17 protein-coding genes are annotated in these 22,443 nt (G+C 40.0%); 14 read left to right on the top strand and 3 right to left on the bottom strand.

The features are described from left to right. The first annotated feature begins 100 nt into the window (after positions 1-100). Together BW961_RS26080 and BW961_RS26075 are read left to right on the top strand one after the other, a co-directional pair. Complete coding sequence (locus tag BW961_RS26080) at positions 101-3,949, top strand: reverse transcriptase domain-containing protein (RefSeq protein WP_068584735.1); 3,849 nt, start codon at positions 101-103, stop codon at positions 3,947-3,949. Between the two features lie 110 nt (positions 3,950-4,059). Then, positions 4,060-5,328 carry a hypothetical protein gene (locus BW961_RS26075; protein ID WP_068584738.1) on the top strand — a complete coding sequence of 423 codons (1,269 nt, stop codon included), beginning with the start codon at positions 4,060-4,062 and terminating at the stop codon, positions 5,326-5,328. 239 nt (positions 5,329-5,567) lie between these two features. Here BW961_RS26075 and BW961_RS26070 read toward each other — a convergent pair whose 3' ends face one another. Next, the gene (locus BW961_RS26070) at positions 5,568-5,957 is read right to left on the bottom strand and encodes a hypothetical protein (protein WP_156510118.1); all 390 of its coding nucleotides are present in this window, start codon (positions 5,955-5,957) and stop codon (positions 5,568-5,570) included. A 497-nt stretch (positions 5,958-6,454) separates the two neighbouring features. On the opposite strand from BW961_RS26070, the gene BW961_RS26065 reads away from it, so the two are divergent. The 9 genes from BW961_RS26065 (at position 6,455) to BW961_RS26025 (ending at position 18,005) form a co-directional block, all read left to right on the top strand. After that, positions 6,455-8,197, top strand: coding sequence for an ATP-binding cassette domain-containing protein (locus BW961_RS26065; RefSeq protein WP_068584744.1), 1,743 nt, complete (start codon positions 6,455-6,457; stop codon positions 8,195-8,197). 238 nt (positions 8,198-8,435) lie between these two features. Further along, complete coding sequence (locus BW961_RS26060) at positions 8,436-9,308, top strand: Abi family protein (RefSeq protein ID WP_068584746.1); 873 nt, start codon at positions 8,436-8,438, stop codon at positions 9,306-9,308. Positions 9,309-9,525: 217 nt separating this feature from the next. Continuing rightward, on the top strand, positions 9,526-10,065 hold the full coding sequence (locus tag BW961_RS30940; RefSeq protein ID WP_068584748.1) for a hypothetical protein: 540 nt from the start codon (positions 9,526-9,528) through the stop codon (positions 10,063-10,065). Between the two features lie 545 nt (positions 10,066-10,610). Further along, the gene (locus tag BW961_RS26050) at positions 10,611-11,969 is read left to right on the top strand and encodes an FAD-dependent oxidoreductase (RefSeq protein ID WP_244556064.1); all 1,359 of its coding nucleotides are present in this window, start codon (positions 10,611-10,613) and stop codon (positions 11,967-11,969) included. Between the two features lie 54 nt (positions 11,970-12,023). Next, on the top strand, positions 12,024-13,322 hold the full coding sequence (locus BW961_RS26045; RefSeq protein ID WP_244556063.1) for a citrate transporter: 1,299 nt from the start codon (positions 12,024-12,026) through the stop codon (positions 13,320-13,322). 63 nt (positions 13,323-13,385) lie between these two features. After that, positions 13,386-15,536 (top strand): hydantoinase/oxoprolinase family protein, encoded by a 2,151-nt coding sequence (locus BW961_RS26040; protein WP_244556062.1) that lies wholly within the window; start codon positions 13,386-13,388, stop codon positions 15,534-15,536. Positions 15,537-15,558: 22 nt separating this feature from the next. Next, entirely contained in the window at positions 15,559-16,209 is a 651-nt protein-coding gene (locus BW961_RS26035; protein ID WP_082867448.1) for a hypothetical protein, read from the top strand. Positions 16,210-16,317: 108 nt separating this feature from the next. Then, complete coding sequence (locus tag BW961_RS26030) at positions 16,318-17,178, top strand: MurR/RpiR family transcriptional regulator (protein ID WP_068584752.1); 861 nt, start codon at positions 16,318-16,320, stop codon at positions 17,176-17,178. 299 nt (positions 17,179-17,477) lie between these two features. Continuing rightward, complete coding sequence (locus BW961_RS26025; protein ID WP_068584759.1) at positions 17,478-18,005, top strand: DUF4241 domain-containing protein; 528 nt, start codon at positions 17,478-17,480, stop codon at positions 18,003-18,005. A gap of 69 nt (positions 18,006-18,074) precedes the next feature. Here BW961_RS26025 and BW961_RS26020 read toward each other — a convergent pair whose 3' ends face one another. Further along, positions 18,075-18,815 (bottom strand): YqjF family protein, encoded by a 741-nt coding sequence (locus BW961_RS26020; protein WP_068584784.1) that lies wholly within the window; start codon positions 18,813-18,815, stop codon positions 18,075-18,077. 221 nt (positions 18,816-19,036) lie between these two features. Between BW961_RS26020 and BW961_RS26015 the strand changes: the two genes are divergently transcribed. Continuing rightward, the gene (locus BW961_RS26015; protein ID WP_068584786.1) at positions 19,037-19,411 is read left to right on the top strand and encodes a hypothetical protein; all 375 of its coding nucleotides are present in this window, start codon (positions 19,037-19,039) and stop codon (positions 19,409-19,411) included. A gap of 104 nt (positions 19,412-19,515) precedes the next feature. Here BW961_RS26015 and BW961_RS26010 read toward each other — a convergent pair whose 3' ends face one another. Then, positions 19,516-20,454 (bottom strand): DUF418 domain-containing protein, encoded by a 939-nt coding sequence (locus BW961_RS26010; RefSeq protein ID WP_068584788.1) that lies wholly within the window; start codon positions 20,452-20,454, stop codon positions 19,516-19,518. A gap of 215 nt (positions 20,455-20,669) precedes the next feature. Here BW961_RS26010 and BW961_RS26005 point away from each other — a divergent pair, with 215 nt between their 5' ends. Together BW961_RS26005 and BW961_RS26000 are read left to right on the top strand one after the other, a co-directional pair. Continuing rightward, positions 20,670-21,359: a response regulator transcription factor gene (locus BW961_RS26005; RefSeq protein WP_068584796.1), complete on the top strand. Its 690-nt coding sequence runs from the start codon at positions 20,670-20,672 to the stop codon at positions 21,357-21,359. After that, complete coding sequence (locus BW961_RS26000) at positions 21,356-22,372, top strand: sensor histidine kinase (RefSeq protein WP_068584797.1); 1,017 nt, start codon at positions 21,356-21,358, stop codon at positions 22,370-22,372. Before BW961_RS26005 ends, BW961_RS26000 begins: the two co-directional genes overlap by 4 nt. Positions 22,373-22,443 lie beyond the last annotated feature (71 nt).

Below are 22,443 nucleotides of genomic sequence, written 5' to 3'. Positions count from 1 at the left end.
GTTTCTATTAAAATGACTATATCAGATAACCAACTAATTTGTTATAATTTCCAAGAAAGAGTCGATATATCAAAAGATTGATAATGTAGAGGTGAAAGTTATGAAAGAGAATAGAATTAAATATGAACTCATTGCACCTCGAGCCGATTACTTAACTGATATTGTTGTTCTGGCTCAAGCATGGAAAAAAACGCAGAAGTATATACGTCGCCATAACTGGTATGCCGATGTATTAGAATTAGATTGTTCTACTATAAACATCGAGGATAAGATATTAAATTGGGCTGCATTGTCTAAAAGAAAAACTTATAAGCCTGATAAAATGAGAATTGTACCGGCGCCAAAAAATTCACAATGGATTTTTGAAGATAATGTTAACGAAGGTCAAAAAAATCCTTGGCATCCAGAGCGTGAACAGAGACTTCGGCCCTTAGCACATCTTAGTATTAAAGATCAAACACTTGCGACAGCAGCCATGCTTTGTTTGGCAGATGCAGTAGAATCTGAACAAGGACCCTCAGAAGAACAAGATTTTCGAAAAGCACAAAAGCAAAGAATTTATAGCTATGGTAATAGGTTGCATTGCGAATGGTTTGAAGTTACTGATCAACGTAAACAAGCTAAATTTGGATGGGGTAACTCGCATTCTTATCGTAAATTTTATGAGGATTACAGATTGTTTCTATCACGTCCTAAAAAGATTTGTCAATTCTTTGCTCCAAAATTAACATCAAATCAAAATATGTTTGTTGTTTCCATCGATTTAAAGGGTTTTTTTGATAATATAGATCATAATGCACTTCGTAATCAAATAAAAATTATCTACGAAAGATACGTTAATACATATAAGTTGGGATCGGAATACTATGCTGACGATAAGTTCTGGACAATTCTAGAAAACATATTTAAATGGAAATGGGAAGATTTGACATTAGATGATGGGATGCTTGAGAAAAATATACTTCCTGAGGGTCTTCCACAAGGACTCGTAGCGAGTGGCTTTCTCTCAAATGCATACTTAATTGATTTTGATAATAAGATTGGAGAACAAATAAATAAAGAGATTCAACAAAAAGACGACCACGTCCCTAGGATAATTTTAAGAGATTACTGCCGTTACGTGGACGATTTGCGTATCGTAGTAGAAACCTATGATACAAAGGATACTAATCAAGAATTAATTGCGGCAAAAATAAGTGACTTTATATCCCAAAACTTAAAGGCGTATCTTGATCAAATAGATTCAGAAGTACATTTGAAAATAAACGAAAAAAAAACTAAAGTTTTACCATACAGACAAATGTCTACCCAAAGTAATATCTCGTCACTTATGAGTCTCTTTCAAGGAGTTTTAAGCGGAACCCCTGACATTGATTCGTTACAGCAGATGGCAGGTGGTTTAGACGGTCTTCTACAAACTTCAGAACAACTAATAAATGAACTATCAGAGAAAACAAACTGGTTAGATTTATCTCGGATTTCAACACCTAATATCGACGTTCGTGACGACACTTTGAAACGTTTTGTTGCCACTAGAATTGTTTCTTCTCTTAGATTACGAAGAGGAATGATTGATCTACATGAACCTTTGGGAAGCAAGGAAGAATTACTTGATGATGTTACCTCTGGTCAAATGCTTGATCATGAGTTTGAAACAACGGCTCGTAAATTAATAGGATTTTGGGCGAATAACCCTTCTCTAACATTATTGCTGAAATGTGGTCTGGACTTGTTTCCGGATAAATTATTATTAAACGTAGTATTAGAAGCTTTAGAATGTAAACTGTTTCCTACTAATGAACAAGATGAAATAGATATTCGTGAAATAAAGACTTGTGAGTATGTTGTAGCAGATTTATTTCGTGCTGGAGCAGTAGATATTGGATTTCGTCCGAAAATTGAATATCCCGAATCAGTAGATATTAATTCATTCCGTCAAGAATTAGGATCTTTTGCAAAACATGTTTTAAATAATCGCCCCGACTCTCCATGGTATGTTAAACAACAAGCTTATCTTTTCCTTGCCTCAATAGGTGATACAATGGAAGCGAATAAAGATGGTAAAGTTGAGACTGGACTGGGGGATTACCAACTTTTACATCAAGCTATATTATATCGACCAATTGAGTTGAAAAGAGTAAAAGTAAAAGATTGGTTTCCCATAATGCTTGTGGCTCAACAATTACATTCTGATGCCAAAAAATTTGCACAGTGGTTTGTAAGTTTAATTAGTACGTTAGATGATGAGTCTGAGAAAAAAGAACTAATTTTTATGCTTATTACGAATAGACCAGATCTACTTGAAGAAATTCGCAATTCAAGAAAAGCACGAAAAAAAGAGTGGCTAAAATATATTCCAGATGAACTTGATATTAATTCAAAACAAAGATTAATCTTATTTAATAATGAAGATATTTCGCTGTTACGTATTATTCAAAGTGATGAGAATCATTTCACTCAAGAAAATGCTCTATTATTACTAGCTTATAAAATATTAAAATATGAAGGCATTGAAGAATTACTCGAAAAGGGTTTGTCTGTCAAATCAATTTTTGTGAATTGTAGTGACTGGAAAAGAATTCAGCATTTAGATTATAAAAACGATAGTTATTTTTCTATTCGAATTGACTTTCAATCAACAGATAACAAATTATACGAGCAACCCTCATGGATTAATATGAACCATCCATGGTTATATGGACTCGGACGTATCCTACGCTCTTGTCTTACAGGGGAGTTTGATTTTACCACATCAAATTATTTGACACGTGAGGATGTAGGGCAATATAAAGGGCTGCGTTCAACATGGTACACTAGACGTTTTGGTTTAGTTAATTCTCCAAGTGGTTTAAACAGTTACCAAGATCCAGTTTCACCATGGATAAGTGAATTGTTGATCCGTTTATTGCAATGGCCTGGAATAACAATACAAGGAGATTTGGTTGTAAACTTTGATGATACTAAAACTGCTGTGGATCTTTCAAAAATTATAACTAAACGAATTCATCATCAATTAGTTTACTTTGGAAAGCTAACGGGTACGCCCGTTTATGAAATCCCTACTATAAGTTATCAAGAAACAGATAGTAAAATGTTTAGAGTTGCGATCGTCCAGACATTACTTCCAAAGATTGATGATTTTAATGATAAAGATCCGACTCACTGGACAGACTCATTCCGGGCACGTCATCGAGCACATATTGCCTCAGTTTGCAATCTAGTTAGGTTGAAATTAAAAACATGGTCTTCTGCTCAACAGAGAACCAATACAAATACGGTTGATTTAATAGTATTCCCTGAGTTATCTATTCATCCAGATGATATGTGGTTGTTGCGACGATTGTCTGATGCTACAAAAGCAAGTATTTTTGCTGGAATGACGTTTATACTTAATCACTCAAAAGAAAAAACTATCAATCAAGCTGTTTGGATACTAAGATCTGAGCGAAAGACAGGTAGAGAATTTGTCGAAGTTCGACAAGGAAAACAGCACATGACAAAAGATGAGAAGAAACTTGGAATACAGGGACATAGACCTTACCAAGTACTTGTTGAATTCAAGAAAGGTACCAATGATTCAATTCGTGTTGCGGGTGCCATTTGTTACGATGCTACGGATTTAGCACTTGTGGCTGATCTGCGTGACGTATCAGATATTTTCGTAGTGGCAGCCTTAAATAAGGATGTCCAAACCTTCGATAACATGGTAGGGGCTCTACACTATCATATGTATCAACCTGTGATTTTAGCAAACACAGGCGAGTTTGGGGGTTCAACAGCTCAAGCACCGTTTACTAAACATGACCGTTTAATTGCACATGTTCATGGAAACAATCAAGTTGCTATTAGTATTTTTGAGTTAGATCCAACTATATTTAAATCAATAAAGCAACCAAAGGCACCGGTTGAAGTAAAAGCTTCACCTGCAGGTTATACTGGACGTTTTTAAGTAAATAAACACTGCAGATCATTATAAGTTTGTTTATTAATGTAGTTAAACCTAATTAATAAGGTGATTATTACTGTAAAACAAACTTTTTGATTATTAGGAGGTTACAAATGTTAATAAAAAGCGGAACTATTAATCAACTCTTATATAAACATCTAAAAGAAGGGGAGGGAGTTGCAGAGTACCTTAGATTGAAGATTCCTGGATTAGTAGAAGAGTTAGAACAATTCTTCATTACTAGGTCTGATATAAAAAGAATTCAAAAAGCAGAAGCATTAGCTGAAAGGATATTAGAACTTACAGATTTCTACGATTTAGTTCCGATAAGATCAGGGGTGGCAACACTAGAGATTAAAAGAAGAATATCTTATGATAAGCAAACGGATCATACTGCCCATACACTATACCTATTCTTTTTAGGTATATGGGTGTATGACAATATTCCGTCTTTAAGAACTCCTATTGATGATTCTATAAAGAGCTCTAATCCGATTCATATGTTTTTATTTCAATGGACATATGCTTCGTTACTTCACGATATTGGTTACCTTTTTTCAGAAGTATTAGAAAAAGATGCCGAGGAGCCGTCTTCTGTGTCAATATTTGATAGTCTATTTAATATAGATAGTATTAAACGATATGCAGGAATAACGTCTAAAGAAAATAATGTGAAACTTGAAGAGTTATGGAGAACATTTGAAGAAAAGTATAAAATCACTCCTATTTGCACAAAAAACTCGATGGTAGATATTATACATCAATTAGATCATATCCCATGGCTTGTTGACTTAGGACTTAAAACAGTATCAGGTCTAGATGCTCTTATGGAAACTAATATAAATGAATCGACTATACGAGATTTTTCTATATCTATGGCTACAGAAGGTTATTCAGGAAATACTGTAGTAGATCATGGCGTAGCAAGTGGTTTGATGTTACTAAAATATTCGTCTATTTGGTACTGGATTTGCAATGAAGCGAAGAACAAAGATTCATCTCTACATGAGGAGTTAACTAAATACTATAAATATCCGTTAAATGTATTTATTCGGCATGTAATACCGGCATGTAAGGCTACAGCGTATCATAATCTAACTAATACTAAATTTAATCTTACTGATAATCCAATGCTATTTTTGGCCGTGTTATGTGATGAACTTCAAGTGTGGGATCGTTTTTTGTCTGGACGTAAATATATTGATAACTGGAGTACAGTTGAGCATTGCATGTCCGAGGATGTGTTAGTTGAAAAAGAGAACAGCTCAAAAGAACAATTATTGCACTTCACAGTTTCAAATTATTACCATGAAAAGATCACTAGTACATTAGAAAACAGAGTAGCTAATTGGAAAAATTATGTTCGTATTTCTACAAAGTGAAAAGCACTTAGTTAAACTATAAGGAGTTTGATGAGCTTTTTGCTATAAGTTTATTATAGATGCATGCGTTAGTATTCATAAGAACAGTCGTTTAATCTTGCCAAGTACAGGTAATGTATGTTTGCCACTGAAATTTAGGAGGTTCGCACCAAACCAAAACTTACCGCACTGATACGATGAGGACTTTGCTAATTGGAGTAAATTCGTAGATTATACCTGAATATATTTTGGATGCTATATCATGTGTTGCGGATCTTCATTTGTTCTATCAAGTCTGATGCGAGTGTTTTAGAGCCACTCATGCCCTTCAGATACTTCAAAGATCCTTGAGCAGACCAATCTACAGTCATTTTTCGAATGATTTTTGGTAGCGTGGATAGATCTATTCGCTTCTTTCCTTCTGGCATACACTGAAGCAAAACTTTATTACCTGCTAAAGATAAGGCATCTAGACATACGATATGTGTAAGCCTATATTCTTTATAGTCTGACCACTCGGTTAAAAAGTTTTGACGAATAGCATCATAATAAGTTATTGAAATGTTTAATTTATCTTGTTTTGGTAGACTTGATATTCGATAATTCGCAGTTAATATATGAAGTGTACGATAGATATTTTGGAGAGTCACATGACGTCCCTTACTCCTATTTCCAATGATGGTGCCTATTTCGTGGAATGGACTTTCCTTTCGAACCATTAATTCTGTAGCAATCCAACTAATATCATCTGAATCTCTTCGTAAGAACTTGCTTAAAAACAGGGTTTTCATTATCTTGTTAAATTCATTATTACTAATTTACTCCCTTGGATTAGTTAATTTATGTTCTCTACAGCCCTGTGGCTGTAGTTTTTTTGTTTTTATAAAAGAAATTGATTGGTATGATATCCTCTAAGAATTATAATGGGGAGATTACAGGCAAGCTTCTTCATTTGTGCGATCAAACCCAAACTCTTATCATATTGTTCTAAGTTGTATTTTTCCATTTCACGAACAACTTTAATGTGAAATGATTGTAGTTGGCTGTAAACAGTGTTATTCTAACAACTCAACGGTAAACTCAAAATCTATGCTCCTCAATACATCTAATAATACTCACAAATTTAGTTATAAAGAAAGGTAACACTATGATAAAAGCCGATAACTTATCCTTCTCATTTCCGCAAAAAGAACTATATAGAAACATTACATTTACGCTTGAAGAGGCACAACATTGTGCTTTTATAGGAACAAGTGGCAGTGGGAAAAGTACACTGATCGATATACTGATGGATCCAGAAAGATATTTGTTCGAAGGCAAGCTAGAGATAGACCCAACTTGCAGAATCGGGTATGTAAGTCAGTTCTCACAACTAGACAGAACGAAAGAAACAACAGTATTCGAATATATAGGTGAAGAGTTTATTAAGATACAGAATGAAATAAATATGATTTGCACGGAGATGGAAACATCAACGGATATTGAATCGTTACTAGAAAAGTATCAATTAGCTTTAGACGCATTTGATGCAATGGATGGGAATGATTTTGAGAGCAACATTCATAAGCAACTAAATCTTGCAAACCTCATGAAGCTAAGAGATGTTAAGGTATCCGACCTGAGTGGTGGGGAATTCAAACTTATTCAAGTGATGAAGGAAATGCTGAGTAGTCCAGACTTAATGATTATGGACGAACCCGATGTATTTTTAGATTTTGAGAACCTAAATGCGCTTAAGAATCTGATTAATTCTCACAAAGGAATGCTGCTAGTTGTTACGCACAACAGATATCTATTGAATCATTGTTTCAACAAAATGTTGCACCTTGAGAACATGGAGATCCAAGAATTTGACGGGCGATATATTGATTATAACTTCTCATTACTTCAGACGAAGATTGAGTTACAAGAACTCACAGTCGCTGAGGCTGAAGAAATTGAGAGAAACGAGATCATAATCGATAATCTTAGAAGTATCGCAGAATATAATTCAGAAGCATCTAGAGGGAGAGCGCTCAAAGCTAGAGTTAAATTTCAAGAAAGATTGGAAACACGTAGACTTAAAGCGCCATTTGTAGATATTAAGCAACCGAATATTAGCTTAGATATTGATAATGAACTGGAAGAAGACACCACGGTTATAAATGTCAGTAATTATGGTGTTGCCTTTGATGAGTTGCTGTTAGAAAATGTTAACTTTGAGATCAAATCTACGGATAAAGTAGCCCTGATCGGTGCAAATGGTACTGGGAAAACGACTTTGCTCCGAGATATATTTAACAATAATCATGAATCCATTGAAATAAATGCTGATGCTAAAGTGGCTTATTTATCTCAGCTTCAAGGCGAAGTTCTAAAGGATTCTAATACCATACTAGAAGAATTCATCGATGCTGGGTTTGAAACGTATGATGAGGTTAGATCATATATTTCACACTATGGCTTTGAAGGCGAAATCGTTAATCAGAAGATAGAATCTTTATCTGGTGGAGAAAAAAATATACTTCAATTGGCTAAAGTTTCTGCCAGTAAAGCAAACGTATTGCTTCTTGATGAACCGACAAGTCATTTAGACACCTATACACAAATAGCACTGGAGAAAGCCATTGAAGAGTATAAAGGTGCGATTCTCATGATATCTCATGATTTTTACTCTGTTGTAAACGGTATGGATTATGTATTAATCATTGACAATAAGACGATTAGAAAAATGAAAATGAAAAAATTTAAACAGATGATTTATGCGAGTCATTTTGATAAAGACTATTTAGAAGCGGAACAAAACAAAAAAGCAGTTGAAATGAAAATAGAATTGGCTTTAAAAGATACTAATTTTGAACTTGCAAAAGTATTAGTTGATGAGCTAGAAGAGCTGATTAAGTTGCTTTAAATCATAACCCTCTGATTGAAATGATTACAAGAATCATTTTATTATACTGGGAATTACGGCCACGAAGGATCGGTTGGACGAGTGTCAACACCAACTAGTCTGTGGTTCGATCTCCCCTAGGATCCCCATCACTCATTGACTATAGTCAATGAGTGATGTAAGATGAATTTAACAGTTCCCACCACGCCTCTTAACAATGCGTACCAAGGTGGGCCTTTCTATTTTGTGGAGGTTATTTATGGGACATTCACCTGATTGGTCACTCAAACCCCCGACAACTTTTGAACAACAAATTGATATTTTTAAAAGCCGTGAGCTCATTGTTACCAATGAGGATTTGGCTGTGCGGACTTTACAACGAATCAATTATTATCGGCTGAGCGCATATGGTTTAAGTCTCAAAAGTGATGATAAATATCATGCGGAGACAACCTTCGAACAGTTACTTGCTTTATACGAGTTCGATCGACGACTTCGCTATATCACTATGGAAATGGTAGAGCAAGTGGAAATTGCCTTCCGAGCCCATATCTCATACTATATCGCTCATACCTACGGTGCTATGGGACATATGGAACAAGAACACTTTAGAAATCATGAAGCGTTTCTGATTGAACTTGAGAAAGAGATAAGGCGTTCTCAAGAGGTATTTATCAAACATCATGTTAAGAAGTATGAGGGAAAAGTACCTGTCTGGGTAGCTATTAAAGTTCTCTCATTCGGAGCGCTCTCTAAGTTGTTTTCCAATATGAAAAGTGATGATCAGCATCATATTGCGAAGAACAATTATCGAGCACCTGCTATTTACCTCGAAAGTTGGCTCAAGTGTTTGTCTTACATTCGCAATATATGTGCGCATTACGGTCGGTTATATAATAGGATTCTTACAAGCAAACCGAGGCTTGATCAAAAATCAAAACAGCTGGGTTTTGCACAAGATAAAATTTTTGCTCATTTGTATATATTGAAAGAAGTCATTCCTGATCGAAATAAGTGGACAAATTTTGTGACACGCCTAGAAGCATTACTTACTGAATATAATGAGGTTGTTGAATTGAAGAGAATTGGATTCCCAGAGGATTGGGAGTCTGTACTAATGACGAAGAGATAATCGTATTTCATGAATGAAAATTAATAGAATCAGATGGAATAACATAATTTAATAGAACATTACATATCAATCACACTGAAGCGGCAGCGATGTCGTTTTTTTTGCGTTTCACCTGCAAGTAACTTGTTACTTTTTGGATTCGCATGTCTAGTACGCATGAACTCAAATACGATATGCTATATTGATAAGTAGATCTAACAGCTAGGAGGGCGATAGATTGTTGCAAACAGAGGTCGTCGAGTTTCTTAATACATTTTATTTGAACAAAGGTTGTGTGCTCGAACATGAGACACTCTATGAGTCGGAACATGGTTACGAGATTAATATAATGAGAGTATCTTCAAGAATGCGTAAAAGAGTAGGAAACATTACTGGTGGTAATAACGACATGATTCTAAATACATTTCCTACGGAAGAGGGGGAGGGGACTACTTATCCTTCGGATGAATTGTTGAAGATATATTACAGTCCAAAGGTGCGTAAGTTGGAGAAAGATTTACTCAAAATAGCTGGTGCAACTTCTGTTTTTCAGGAATGGCTGAGACAGGGATGGATCCTTCGCAGGGTCGACTATGAGAGTGATGGCAAAACGGTGAAGCAGTCCGTATATGGAATGGGATATTCTCTATATATGGTAGTAGAGAGTAAGCGACAGCAGGAAGATGAAAGGTTAGAGGTGCGATGTGAAGAATGGAAGATTCGCTTAACCGAAGTGTTCCTGGTTACATTATTTTGGATGAATTCGATAGCGCTCTAGAGCAGAAAATCAAATGTATTCATGTTGTATGAGGAAGAACTGGCTCGTAAGATGATTATATTGTCTCCCAAATCACATGAAGCAGACTATCTTCAACACTTTAGCGAAGCCTTTGTCGTTTACCACGATGCACGCATTCCGCAGAGCGCGGTCATAAGAATTAAGAAGAAACCGGAGCAAGCTACTCTGTGAAATTTTCTTGCAGAGAAGCCAGACGTGGTATTATCTGATAGAACGGAATTCTTAATACGTAATATACCAAGAAGAATCTTGTGAGAATCGAAGCAGAACCCGCAGCATATAAATAATCTAACAATCATAATCACTAAATTTCCGGTCACACCAGACCGATTATCCTCCTTGGGAGAGAGTAAGCAGGTATGAATTCTGCTTACTCTCTCCCAAGGATTTTTTTCTTAGTGAATGATTTTCTATATTTATGTTTATTTAGAAAATAATATCCTGAAAGCATTTACATTTTGAGGGTGATTTGTTAATCTATGATCAAGAAATGATGAGTCATGACCTAAAGGGAGTGAAGGAGATTGGGAAATAATCAACAATATGACGTTGTCGTGATGGGTGGTGGCATCTCTGGCGCTATGGCCGCGATTGCTGCTTCTAGTACAGGAGCAAGGACGCTGATTGTAGAATCGCAGGGTTTCTTAGGAGGAACGTTAACAGCCAATGGCGTAGGCCCGATGATGACGTTCCATGCGGGTGAGAAGCAGGCGATTCAAGGATATACGGACCAACTCATTGAGCGACTGAAGAAACTGGGTAAATCGCCAGGGCACATCGTGGATACGGTAGGTTTTACGTATTCGGTTACGCCATTTGATGCAGAGGCCATGAAGCATGAATTGGAGTTAATGGTAGTGGAGAATGGCGGCGAAATTTTATATCATACGATGTTGGCTGATGTGAAGACAGAGAACGGAACGGTAGTCAGCATTACGGTATGTAACAAATCGGGATTAAGTGAAATTTATGCCTCCGCGTTCATTGATGCTACGGGAGATGGCGATTTATCTGCTAGAGCGGGTGTTGAGTATACAATAGGCCGAGAGTCCGATGGGGCAACCCAGCCGATGACACTCAATATGAAGATGTACAACGTGAATATTCCTAAAGTGAAACAATACATACATGAGCATCCAGATGATTTCCCGCTGTATAACGGAGATACATCCATTATCGAGACATCGTCGCGGTTATCTGTAGGTGGCTTCGATAGCCTATTTAGAGAAGCGAAGGCGAAGGGAGAAATATCGATCCCACGTGAGAACATTCTGTTCTTCGAGACGAACAACCCCGGCGAAGTTATTCTGAATACGACCCGAATTCTGGGTCATGATGCCACAGATGCGATCAGCTTGAGCAAGGCGGAAATGGTAGGACGTAAGCAGTGTCGGGAGCTTGAATTGTTCGTACATAAATACATTCCTGGCTTTGAGAATGCTGTCGTAGAATATACAGGTCCTTCTATCGGCGTCCGGAGTTCAAGACAGATCAAAGGCATATATACGCTTACGGCGGAGGATCTCCTTGAACAGCGCAAATTTGAAGACACAATTGCCCATTCGGGCTACCCGATCGATATCCATAGTCCAGACGGTGAGGGAACGAAGCACCAGAAGCTGGTATGGGGCGGTATGTACAGTATTCCCTACTCCTGTATGATTACCGAATCGGTGAAGAACTTAATTGTCATTGGTAGATGTATTTCAGCGACCTTTGAGGCACAAGCGGCGATGAGAACAACCCCTACAACAGGAGCCATTGGTCATGCCGGAGGTGTTGCCGCAGCGCTAGCTGTCAAGAAGGGGACAACGGTTCAAGATGTGAACATCAAGGATGTGCAGGCTGTTCTGAAAGAACAGGGTGCCTACCTGGAAGTATAGACTAGCGAATGGATATGGAATGCCAATGTAACCAATATGAGAGGGGAGATTCGTGTGACATCTTTAATGTGGGTTCAAGCCATCGGGATTTTGGTCATTTTTTTAGTATTTATCGGGTTAATGATGACGAGGAAGCTACCAACGATTCTTGCACTGCCCGCTATGGCTATACTGTTTGCGGTGATCGCAGGGGTTCCGTGGATGTCGAACGATCCAGAAGCGACGACAATAGCCAAGACCATTCTATCTGCGGGATCGATGAGGCTATCCGGTGCAATCGCTGGTCTAGTGTTCGGAGCCTGGTTCGGTCAAATACTCAATAAAGTTGGCATTACGAAATCTATCATTCGAAAAGCTGCTGAACTAGCCGGTGACAAGCCGATGATCATTGCAATATTATTTTTTGTTACCGCTTCCATTATCTTTTCGGCTGCGGGTGGCCTAGGAATGGTTATCTTGGTCGGAACGATTGTGATTCCAATCATGCTGACAGCGGGGATATCGCAGTTCGTTGCTTCTATCGTCGTGCTATCGGCGGTCGGTGTGGGAGCGTTGTTCAACGTTTCTACATGGGCGGTCTATGTTGATGTACTGGGTCTGTCCGTGCAGACGATTGCGGATTATACATTGGTTGCTGCATTGCCATTAATTATTGTCTCCTTGGCGATGATTGTCTTTTATATCCGAAAAGACGGTAAGGGACGCAAAGCATGGGCGATGCCTACGGCCACCGGGACCGGTGGGGATGGTCGGAAGGTTCCTACCATTGCGCTAATTAGCCCACTCGTTCCCGTAATTCTTGTCTTTGCATTCAAGCTTGATATCGTGCCCGCGGTTATTATCGGTGCGATTGTAACGATTATTCTGACGTTGCCGAAGCGCCCAATTCATGTTCTATCCAGTGCGCTTGTTGAAGGAATCCAAGATATTGCAGGGGCACTGGCCTTGATGATCGGAATTGGTATCTTGCTCAATTCGGTCATGGCGCCACAAGTAGCATCACTCATCTCACCACTCATTGAGAGTGTGCTTCCAAGTAGTCCGTGGACGTATGTTATTTTCTTCACTCTGTTATCGCCACTTGCGATCTACCGCGGACCTCTAAATGTATGGGGACTCGGTAGCGGTATTGCTGCCCTGTTCGTAACGGCTGGAATGACACCTATAGCTGCGATGCTTGCCTTGCGTGTTGTCAGTAACGTCCAAGCGGTATCCGATCCGACCAACTCACATAATGTTTGGGTAGCAGATTTCACGAAGAGTGATATCAATGAAATTTTGAAAAAGACGTTGCCTTGGATGGTGGTTGCTGTTCTTATTTCCATGGTTATCGGATCATTCATGATCTTCTAATGGATGAGACTATCTCGGGCAGGGGCCCTTTGCGGGCTCCTGCCTGTCATTTAGGAGGAGCATATGATGGACAGAAGAAAGGTTAGAGTCGGGATAGATGTTGGAGGTACGTTTACGGATGCTGCTGTGATAGACAATGAAACTTATGAAGTGATTGCCAAGATGAAAATACCGACCACTCACCACGATGAAGATGGCGTGGCGAAAGGGATCGTTCAAATTTTGAATCAAATTCTGGAGAGTCAGGGTATTCTGCCAGATGATGTTACCTTTATTGCACACGGTACGACGCAGGCAACGAATGCGCTATTAGAGGGTGACGTGGCACGGGTAGGAATTATTGGGATGGGTTCTGGGCTAGACGGAATTAGTGCCCGTTCGGAATCCAATCCGGGAAATATTGAGCTCGCTCCGGGCAAATATTTGAAGACGTATCATACGTATTTGGATTCTAAGAACTTGAAGGAGGAAGACATTGCTACGGCGATCGATGAACTAGCGAAGCAAGGGGCGGAAGTCATTGTGGCGTCTGAAGCGTACAGTGTAGACGATCCGACGAATGAGCTTCGTGTGGTTGAGATTGCGCATAAGAAAGGGATATACGCGACAGGAGGCCATGAAATCTCTCAGCTGTACGGACTGAAGACAAGGACCAGAACGGCAGTCGTCAATGCATCGCTCATTCCAAAGATGATGGAAACCGCCAACATGACAGAGAAATCCGTCAAGAACGCGAACATCAAATCCCCACTGATGATCATGCGATGTGATGGTGGCGTGATGAGTATTGATGAAGTACGCAAGCGTCCAATTCTCACGATGCTTTCCGGACTTGCAGCAGGTGTCGCTGGGGCGTTGATGTATGAGAAGATCTCAGATGGAATTTTCTTCGAGGTCGGCGGGACAAGTGTGGATATATCCGTGATCAAGAACGGGAAGGTCATGATCAAGAATGCTCAGGTCGGCGGACATCGAACGTATCTGCAATCGCTGGATGTTCGTACCCTTGGTATCGCCGGAGGAAGCATGGTTAAAGTAGCAAATGGGAGAATCACTGATATTGGACCGCGAAGTGCACACATTGCGGGCATAGAATATGAGGCTTTTGCTCCAAGTGATCAGATCATGGATCCTAAAGTGAAGTTCATTAGTCCCAGAAATGGAGATCCACAGGAATATGTGATTTGCGAATGTGCGAACGGGAAGGATTATTCCTATACATTGGCTGGTGCAGCTAACATTCTTGGATACATTCCTGAAGGAGATTATGCGGAAGGTAACAAGGAAGCGGCGATCACAGCGTGGGAAGCACTTGCTTCGCATGTCGGCTTGAACGTCGAGGAAGCAGCCAGAGCGGTGATGAATATTGCGATCGACAAGACGATGAAGACTGTGAATGACATGATTGAAGATTATGAATTGGATCGATCCTTCGTAACATTGGTTGGCGGAGGCGGGAGTGGGGCGGTGCTCGTTCCGGCGATGGCTGAGCGGGAGAACATGAAATTCAGAATCGCCAACAATGCGCCTTATGTGTCCACGATTGGTGTTGCTTTGGCTATGGTCAAGGAGCAACTGGAGAGAACGGTTGTTAATCCGACCGAGGGCGATATTAAGCGGATACGATCCGAAGTGCTAGAGCGAATCGTCAAATCAGGTGCTAGTGAAGATACGGTTGAGGTTACGATTGAAATCGACAGTCAGAAGAACATTCTGCGTGCCATAGCCACAGGTTCAACGGAGCTTCGGTCTAAGGATTTAGGGCAGGAGGCCATGTCTATAGAGGATATGCGTGCGACAGCTGCCCAATCGGTAGATCAGCCAGTTGAATCAACAGTGTTGGCGGCACAGACAGGTAGATGGAGTGTTTTTAGCAATGAGAGTGTGAAGAAATCATTCTTCGGTCTGATGAAGAAGAGAACGACATATGCAAGCGTCCTTGACCGTGAAGGGGTTGTTCGTTTCAAGAAGGGGAATGTTCAATTCACGAAGATTACCAAGTCCCAGTTCGGAGGATACCTCGGTGAGTTTCTGGATGAAAATACGATATATTCTGATGCCAATGCAACCATACCGAAGGCATTTGTCTTTTATAAAGAGAAGATGTTAGATCTAACAGGAATGCAGACGAAGGAGCAGTTGATGTCGATTCTGGAGATCGAGACGGAGATGCTGACAGCCGAAGACGAACTGATTGTAATAGCCTACCAATAGGAAGGGGAGAACGGTCGTGTCGATGCGAGAAGTGATAGACGCACTCTCTGACGAAATGCTAGCTTGCGCGGAGCTCGAACAGGATCCTTTATTTCACCGAATACCTAAGGGGCAAATTCCGTATTATGTGAGATCGTCGCTAGAAATGGGGAGGCAGATGGCTGCGGATTATATGGGAACCTCGGTGAGATTGCTATGTCAGCGAGAAGGACTGAAGCATGAAATTACGAGCAAGTCAGGCAAATTCCATAACGTCTCTTTTCGTGCACAAATTGATTTTGCGACAAATCCGCCAGAAATTATGATCTATTCTTCTTCCTTATCAGAGATGCAGCAGGCTCTTGAGACCGTTATGGGTCATCAAGAGAGTCCAGATCTAGATCGGCTCATTGATATTCATTTGGCGCATGAATTCTATCATTACCTAGAGTACAAGTCTGGGAGATTTACCAATGAACTTCTGGAACCGATAGACGTCTTAAAACTTGGATTCTATACGAAAAGGTCCAGTGTGGTGAAATGCAGTGAAATTGCAGCACATGCTTTTTGCAAAGAGATTATAGGACTTCCCTACCTGCCGAATTTGTTAGACTATGTCTACCTAATAGAGAATAAGACGATGTCTATAGAACAATTTAGGCACAACATGCAAGACTGGAATAATTGGGTATGATTTACTATCTCGAACTCTCAATACCGTACTTGGTGTGATATAATGATGGATGCTAGCGGGGATTACCGAAATAGCCATATTCCATCGTTAGATCAGGAGGAGAGGTTCATGTCTTCACAGGTTCCAGCGGTCATTGCAAAGATCGTATCGCAAACACAAAAGCTTACATATGGTGAGAATCAGATCGCCAATTATGTCATTCATAATCCGGAGTTTATTACTAGCAATACGATCACGGCCATTGCCAACGAAATTGGTGTGTCGGAGACGAGCATTAACCGATTCTGCAAGAAGGTAGGATTTAAAGGTTTTATTGATTTCAAAATCGCCTTTGCCCAAGACGCCTTTTACCGGGAAATGCAGTCCAAGAAGAAAGAAAGACGTGAGATCAATGCCATTGATGCGCTTGCACTGGACTATAATGAATTGATTTTGAATACTTCGGCACTCGTTACCGAGGAGCAACTCCATCGCGTGGTAGATATTCTGAAGAATTCGCGTAAAATTTATTTGTTCGGTCTGTTCGACTCCTACTTAGCAGCTATAGCGTTAAAGAATCGGTTAGCCATTATTGGCATCATGTCCGAAGCAATCAGTGATAGTAGGGCGATGAAAATTGCAGCCTCACAGTGTAATTCCGAAGATGTCATCATTGCATTCTCTCGCTCGGGTTCGAGCAAAGAGATCGTGGACGGCGTGACCATAGCTCAGACGAATCAAGCGAAGACGATCGCGATAACCTGCTACTATGACTCTCCCATTACGGAGAATGCAGATGTCGATATCATCGTCCCGGACAAAATATCCGTAAATAACAGCGCGTTGATGTCCAATCATATTACATTCTTGTTCGTCGTGGATTTGATTATGGGTGTGTTCATTTCCTCAGACAAATCATATTTGAAGAAGAAGCTAGATAGTGAAGCGGTAATGTCCCGTGACCAATCCATTACGAATTACTTCCTATAATCCGGGTGAAGGGCACTCTTTCAGATATGTTATCTGTGAGGGGGTCCTTTTTTGATTTATCAATGCATTTTCTATAATTCCCCCTAGGGCTGATGGGGAGTACGATTATAAATATACTTCTATTTATGATAAAAGCGAGTTGAATGCGACGAATGAATCATCTTATGTTGAGTGGTACTATCACAAAGATATGAGCGCAATGGGCGAACTCGTTCCCTTAGAATAATGATATGAGGTAGAATAATAATAAGGTTTATTTTACTACTACAACTACTCTCATTGTTATCGGAGGAACTCTTATGAATAATATTCAATTAGGCAATTTCGAACTTACTTCTGGGCAAATCGTCGTATCTGACCCTTGTTATGAACTGAATCGGGATACCATCATTATGGGTGTCTTAGACAATGTGTTAAATGGAACGTGGGTCGCTCAAGTCGGGAAGACGGAAGTGAGAGATTGGGGCGAAGCATGTTCCAAGTTAACGGCATTCCATAGTTCAGTCGCTGAACAAGTGGAACATTTGGAATGGGTGAAGTGTTCATTTATTGTTGGCGTGGATAGTGGGCAAGCGGGGATTTTTGATATCAATAAGTATAGAATTCCTGATTCTGATGTCCAAGAGACGGATACGGATACAGATAGTGATTGGTATCTATCTTGTTGTGATATTACCGAGAGTGGTCATGAAGCTGGCGTATTGGATGGGGGCGTCGTGTCACATACAGGTATGGGGGACGGTACCTATGGGGCTTATACCGCAACGAATAATGATAATCAGGTTATTGCGGTAAAGATTATATTTATAAAAGGTTCAGAGTTCTAAAATATATACATGGACGAGTGGAACGATCATCACGATATGGATGCAGCCTTAAGCAAGGCTGATTGGTTATCAATCAGCTTTGTTCGTTATCTCGGTGGATTTCAATGGCCAAACATGAACATCATTGTTCTCGCAGTAATGTGCGCACAATGGCTCTGACACCTCTATTCCCGACAACTGGATCATCGAATTTTCTCGAACGTCATACGCAACCTTTTGCAAATTCCACGGTTGATGATTGATCTCAGACATTAATATTTGGCTGCGATGCTCGCCGTACAGACAATACCTCTCAACTAACCAATAATCCAGAGTTCCTTCTACGGCATGATAGATTTCCGAAATGGGCTGATAGCTTGCTTTGAAGGTGAAATGATCCTCTTTTCGCGAGCTTTCATATATAACCTTATGATCTGTTTGTCGCTCAATACTCATATTGGAATAGTAATAGGGTAATTTATAAATTTTTTTTCCAAAAAACACACCGAACAAACTCTTCGCATCCAGACTAAAGAAATACACACCAGGTTTGCTTCCGACGGTAACATATGTTCTGACGTTCAGTTCTGGGAAATTGGACAAATAGGGTGCAGGAGGAGTCCCCTTGAATCGTATTCCACTCATCTCAAAGGGTACAACGCTTATCCAAGCATGATCATTAAACGTATCTAGGTCCATTCCAATGGGCACATGTGGCCTAAGAGCATCCGCTTTTACCGGGTAATGTAGAAACAATAGATCGCGCCAGCTTTGTTTGATTATCCATGGACTGCTAGGTGCAGGCCAAGGTCTCTTTGAATTTACTATCATTTACCCTCTTCCCTTCAGCACATCCGAAATACTAACAATCCTAATCATATTGCCGCTTGGCTATCCAACAACTGTCGCATAAACAATTTGGTGCGGTCTCCTTTTTTTAACGATTAGACTTATTCCTCATGAGAACTAAATTTCCCTTTATATTCAAAAAATAACCTATCTATGCTCAATAACGTTATGATATAAAACGGATATACGGAGGCGATGATCAATTGACAAAGAAAAAGCGCTGGCTATGGATAGTTGGAGTGGGATTCATTGCCGTCATTTTACTTATGGTAGTCTACGTTAGCAATATAGGATATTCACATGCAAAGGCTATGTATAACCTGCAATTCTCCGATAAAGTGGTTGTGCAAATAGAAGAACAAGATGGTTATGAATCTTATCTGACCCGCAGGAGTGTGGACACAAAGAATCTCCTAATCGATGCAATGAACAAGGACCATTGGACATATGTTACCCAAGAAGGGTCTGGGTATTTCTTTCAAAAAGATAACGATAAAGCAATCATAACATCTCAAATTTGGAATCATCGTTACGTGATCTATAAAGTGAAGAATGATATTGTTAATTTGGAACATTAGTAACAAACGACCGAACCACTGACATTAAGAACAGACAGGAGTCCACTTATGGATTTCTGTCTATTCTCTTTAATACGAAATAATATTCAGTTGCCAGCTACAATTTACAATTTAACTCTCCAGTACGTCCCCACACGCCATATATATTCAACAGGTCCCATTTTGAAATGGCGTAGCCAAAGTGTACTCCCGATCATCTGACCCATAAGAATAATAACAGCCATCAGATAAAGTGTAGAGCGATGCACAGTACCGAACCAGTTGAGCGAATGAGCAATTGTAAGAATAATAACGGTCTGTAACAAATAGTTCGTCAGCGCCATTCTGCCCATATTGGCTAATGGCGTGAGTAGACGCTGAGCAGAACTTCGTTGTATGAGTAGGATAATCGTCGTGACATAGAACACACTGACGGGAAGTCCACCCACGGCGAGTGCAACGTCTACGTAGCCTGTCTCATTCAGTATCAATTCTTGAACGAAATACATCGGAAAGATCAACACTAGGGATATCACTTGTATTCTTCTTACCCCCCTTCGATAGTGTTCAGGATCTTCGAATAATCCAATTTGTCCGCTCCAATGTCCGAGTAAGAACATACCTAGAACAAGAACTGGGAAGCCTAACCAGCAGCCAGCTAAGGTGAAGACCAACCCGAAAGATAACACGACCCTAGGTGTGGCACGGTGGAACGGAAGAAGCAAGAACCCTATAATCGCATATACCAATAGTGATTCTCCAGGTTGAAAGATGTGATGAATAGCCCCGAAGATGAGTAGAATAAGTAACCTACGGACAAATAGCTTTATAGGACGGTGTCCTTTGGCTTTGGCTCTAGAAGTGAAGATATAGAAACCTACTCCGAATAGGAATGAGAAAATAACAAAAAAACGATGGATGATTGCCATATTTGATACGTTGGAGAGCAGGAGATCGATTGGACTATAATCTCTATTCACATAAACCATTTGCTCAATGTTAATGAAGATGATGCCTAGTAGCGCGAATCCGCGTAGAACATCAAGTGTAATCATTCTTTTCATAAGGGAATTCCTTTCTGAGGACCGCCTAAGTCGTATATTTAGTAAAGGTTAGACTTAAACATTACTAGATCCCTTTAAGACTTCCGATAGTTTAACATTACACTTTTCTTACAACGATGTAAGGTTACGTCCGATGGGACGAGCTACTTGCATCATTTCACTTCCTAGGTTAAGGTTACCCTCGAAACAACGAATGACTTGAAGGAGTGCTGATGATGCAGACGATCTTAATTATTGAAGATGATCCTCAGTTACGGCAATTACTGAAGGAACACTTAGAGAAATATAACTATCAGGTCCATGCGATTACGGAGTTCGGAACCGTGATGGAACAGTTCCAACACGTTAAGCCGCATTTGGTTCTACTTGATGTGAATTTACCGAAATTCGATGGATTCTTCTGGTGCAGACAGATTCGCACCGTATCGACCTGTCCGATTCTCTTTATATCTGCACGTGCAGATAAGATGGATCAAGTCGTGGCGCTGCAGAATGGAGCAGATGATTACATCACGAAGCCGTTTTATCCTGAAGTGGTGTTAGCCAAAATAGAAAGTCAATTGAGACGAGCCTATGGAGACTATGCTTCGGCTTCGACCACCATAACGGCTGGGGAACTGAGCTTGAAGGTGGATACACAGGAGCTTTCCTACAATGGTGTCACAGCTGAACTCAGCTTCAAAGAAACGACCTTACTATCGCTTTTAATGGAGCATGCTAATCAAGTGGTGAGTCGCGTTTTTTTACTGGATGCGCTCTGGGATGATCATCGTTACGTAGGGGAGAATACACTTAATGTCTACGTTACACGTTTGCGGAAGAGCCTTGAGGTCATGGGTCTCGAACAATCGATAGAAACGATCCGAGGGGTAGGATACAGGCTGAAGATAGGAGACAATACATGAAGTCTTTTATAAAAGATCACCTGATGCTGATCGCTATGAATCTTCTGCAATTATACTTGCTACTATCGGTTCTTTGGTTGGAAGGATTCACAACGATATCATTACTCATGTATATTTTCTTACTGGGGTTTGTTGTACTTAGTCTTTATTTAATCGTTCGTTATGTTCAGAATCATTCATATTATAAGCTACTATCTCAAGTAGAGACGATGAGTAAGCTTGATGATACCTTACAACTGAAGGCTCACACTTATGCAGCCAAGCGGACAGAGGCACTATTACATAAGCAATATCAGCTATATATGAAAGATGTACAGCAGTTTGAATCACGTCAGAAACAGCACATCTTGTTCATGAATCAATGGGTTCATCAAATGAAGACCCCTCTATCGGTTGCGAATCTACTGGCAAAAGGGCGACCAGATCCGATATTTGTAGATATCCAGGAGCAGCTAGACCGGATGGAGAAGGGGCTTGATATGGTCTTGTATATGTCACGTCTTGAGAGCTTCGAACTGGATTTCTTTCTTGAACCAACGGATATGCTTGAACTACTAAATGAGGTATTACGTGATCATCGTCGTCTACTTATTAAGAATGAGTTGTATCCGTCCGTTCATGGAGAGGAAGGTTTGATCATCATAACGGATAAGAAATGGCTAGCTTTTATCTTCTCTCAGATTGTAACGAATGCGGTACGTTACTCCATAGAAGCAAATCAGCTCGATATTCGTTTGTTAAGGGAAGATAACTTGGTTGTAATCGAAGTCGAAGATTACGGTGTTGGCATTGCATCACAGGATATTCCGCGCATATTTGATGCCCATTTCACAGGTGAGAACGGGCGGTTGTATCGTGAGTCAACAGGGATGGGGCTATATATGGCTAAGGAAGTATGTCGGCGCTTAACCCATACGATTGACGCGAAGTCTGTTCAAGGGTCAGGGACAACGATTCGTATGACTTTTGCTGTACCAAGAGACTTATCTTACATGGATGTAAGGAAAGTGTAAGGTAAACAAGTCGATCCCTAATATGTGATTACGGTAAGTTATATGTAACACAACAGAAGGGATGAGTGATT

Source organism: Paenibacillus macquariensis (assembly GCF_900156375.1).
Lineage (GTDB): Bacteria > Bacillota > Bacilli > Paenibacillales > Paenibacillaceae > Paenibacillus_AQ > Paenibacillus_AQ macquariensis.
This window is presented reverse-complemented; position numbering and strand designations above follow the sequence as displayed.

Coding starts and splice junctions, on each gene's coding strand:
- BW961_RS26080 (WP_068584735.1), top strand. CDS start 101: ATGAAAGAGAATAGAATTAAATATGAACTCATTGCACCTCGAGCCGAT.
- BW961_RS26075 (WP_068584738.1), top strand. CDS start 4,060: ATGTTAATAAAAAGCGGAACTATTAATCAACTCTTATATAAACATCTA.
- BW961_RS26065 (WP_068584744.1), top strand. CDS start 6,455: ATGATAAAAGCCGATAACTTATCCTTCTCATTTCCGCAAAAAGAACTA.
- BW961_RS26060 (WP_068584746.1), top strand. CDS start 8,436: ATGGGACATTCACCTGATTGGTCACTCAAACCCCCGACAACTTTTGAA.
- BW961_RS26040 (WP_244556062.1), top strand. CDS start 13,386: ATGATGGACAGAAGAAAGGTTAGAGTCGGGATAGATGTTGGAGGTACG.
- BW961_RS26035 (WP_082867448.1), top strand. CDS start 15,559: ATGCGAGAAGTGATAGACGCACTCTCTGACGAAATGCTAGCTTGCGCG.
- BW961_RS26030 (WP_068584752.1), top strand. CDS start 16,318: ATGTCTTCACAGGTTCCAGCGGTCATTGCAAAGATCGTATCGCAAACA.
- BW961_RS26025 (WP_068584759.1), top strand. CDS start 17,478: ATGAATAATATTCAATTAGGCAATTTCGAACTTACTTCTGGGCAAATC.
- BW961_RS26020 (WP_068584784.1), bottom strand. CDS start 18,815: ATGATAGTAAATTCAAAGAGACCTTGGCCTGCACCTAGCAGTCCATGG.
- BW961_RS26010 (WP_068584788.1), bottom strand. CDS start 20,454: ATGAAAAGAATGATTACACTTGATGTTCTACGCGGATTCGCGCTACTA.
- BW961_RS26005 (WP_068584796.1), top strand. CDS start 20,670: ATGCAGACGATCTTAATTATTGAAGATGATCCTCAGTTACGGCAATTA.
- BW961_RS26000 (WP_068584797.1), top strand. CDS start 21,356: ATGAAGTCTTTTATAAAAGATCACCTGATGCTGATCGCTATGAATCTT.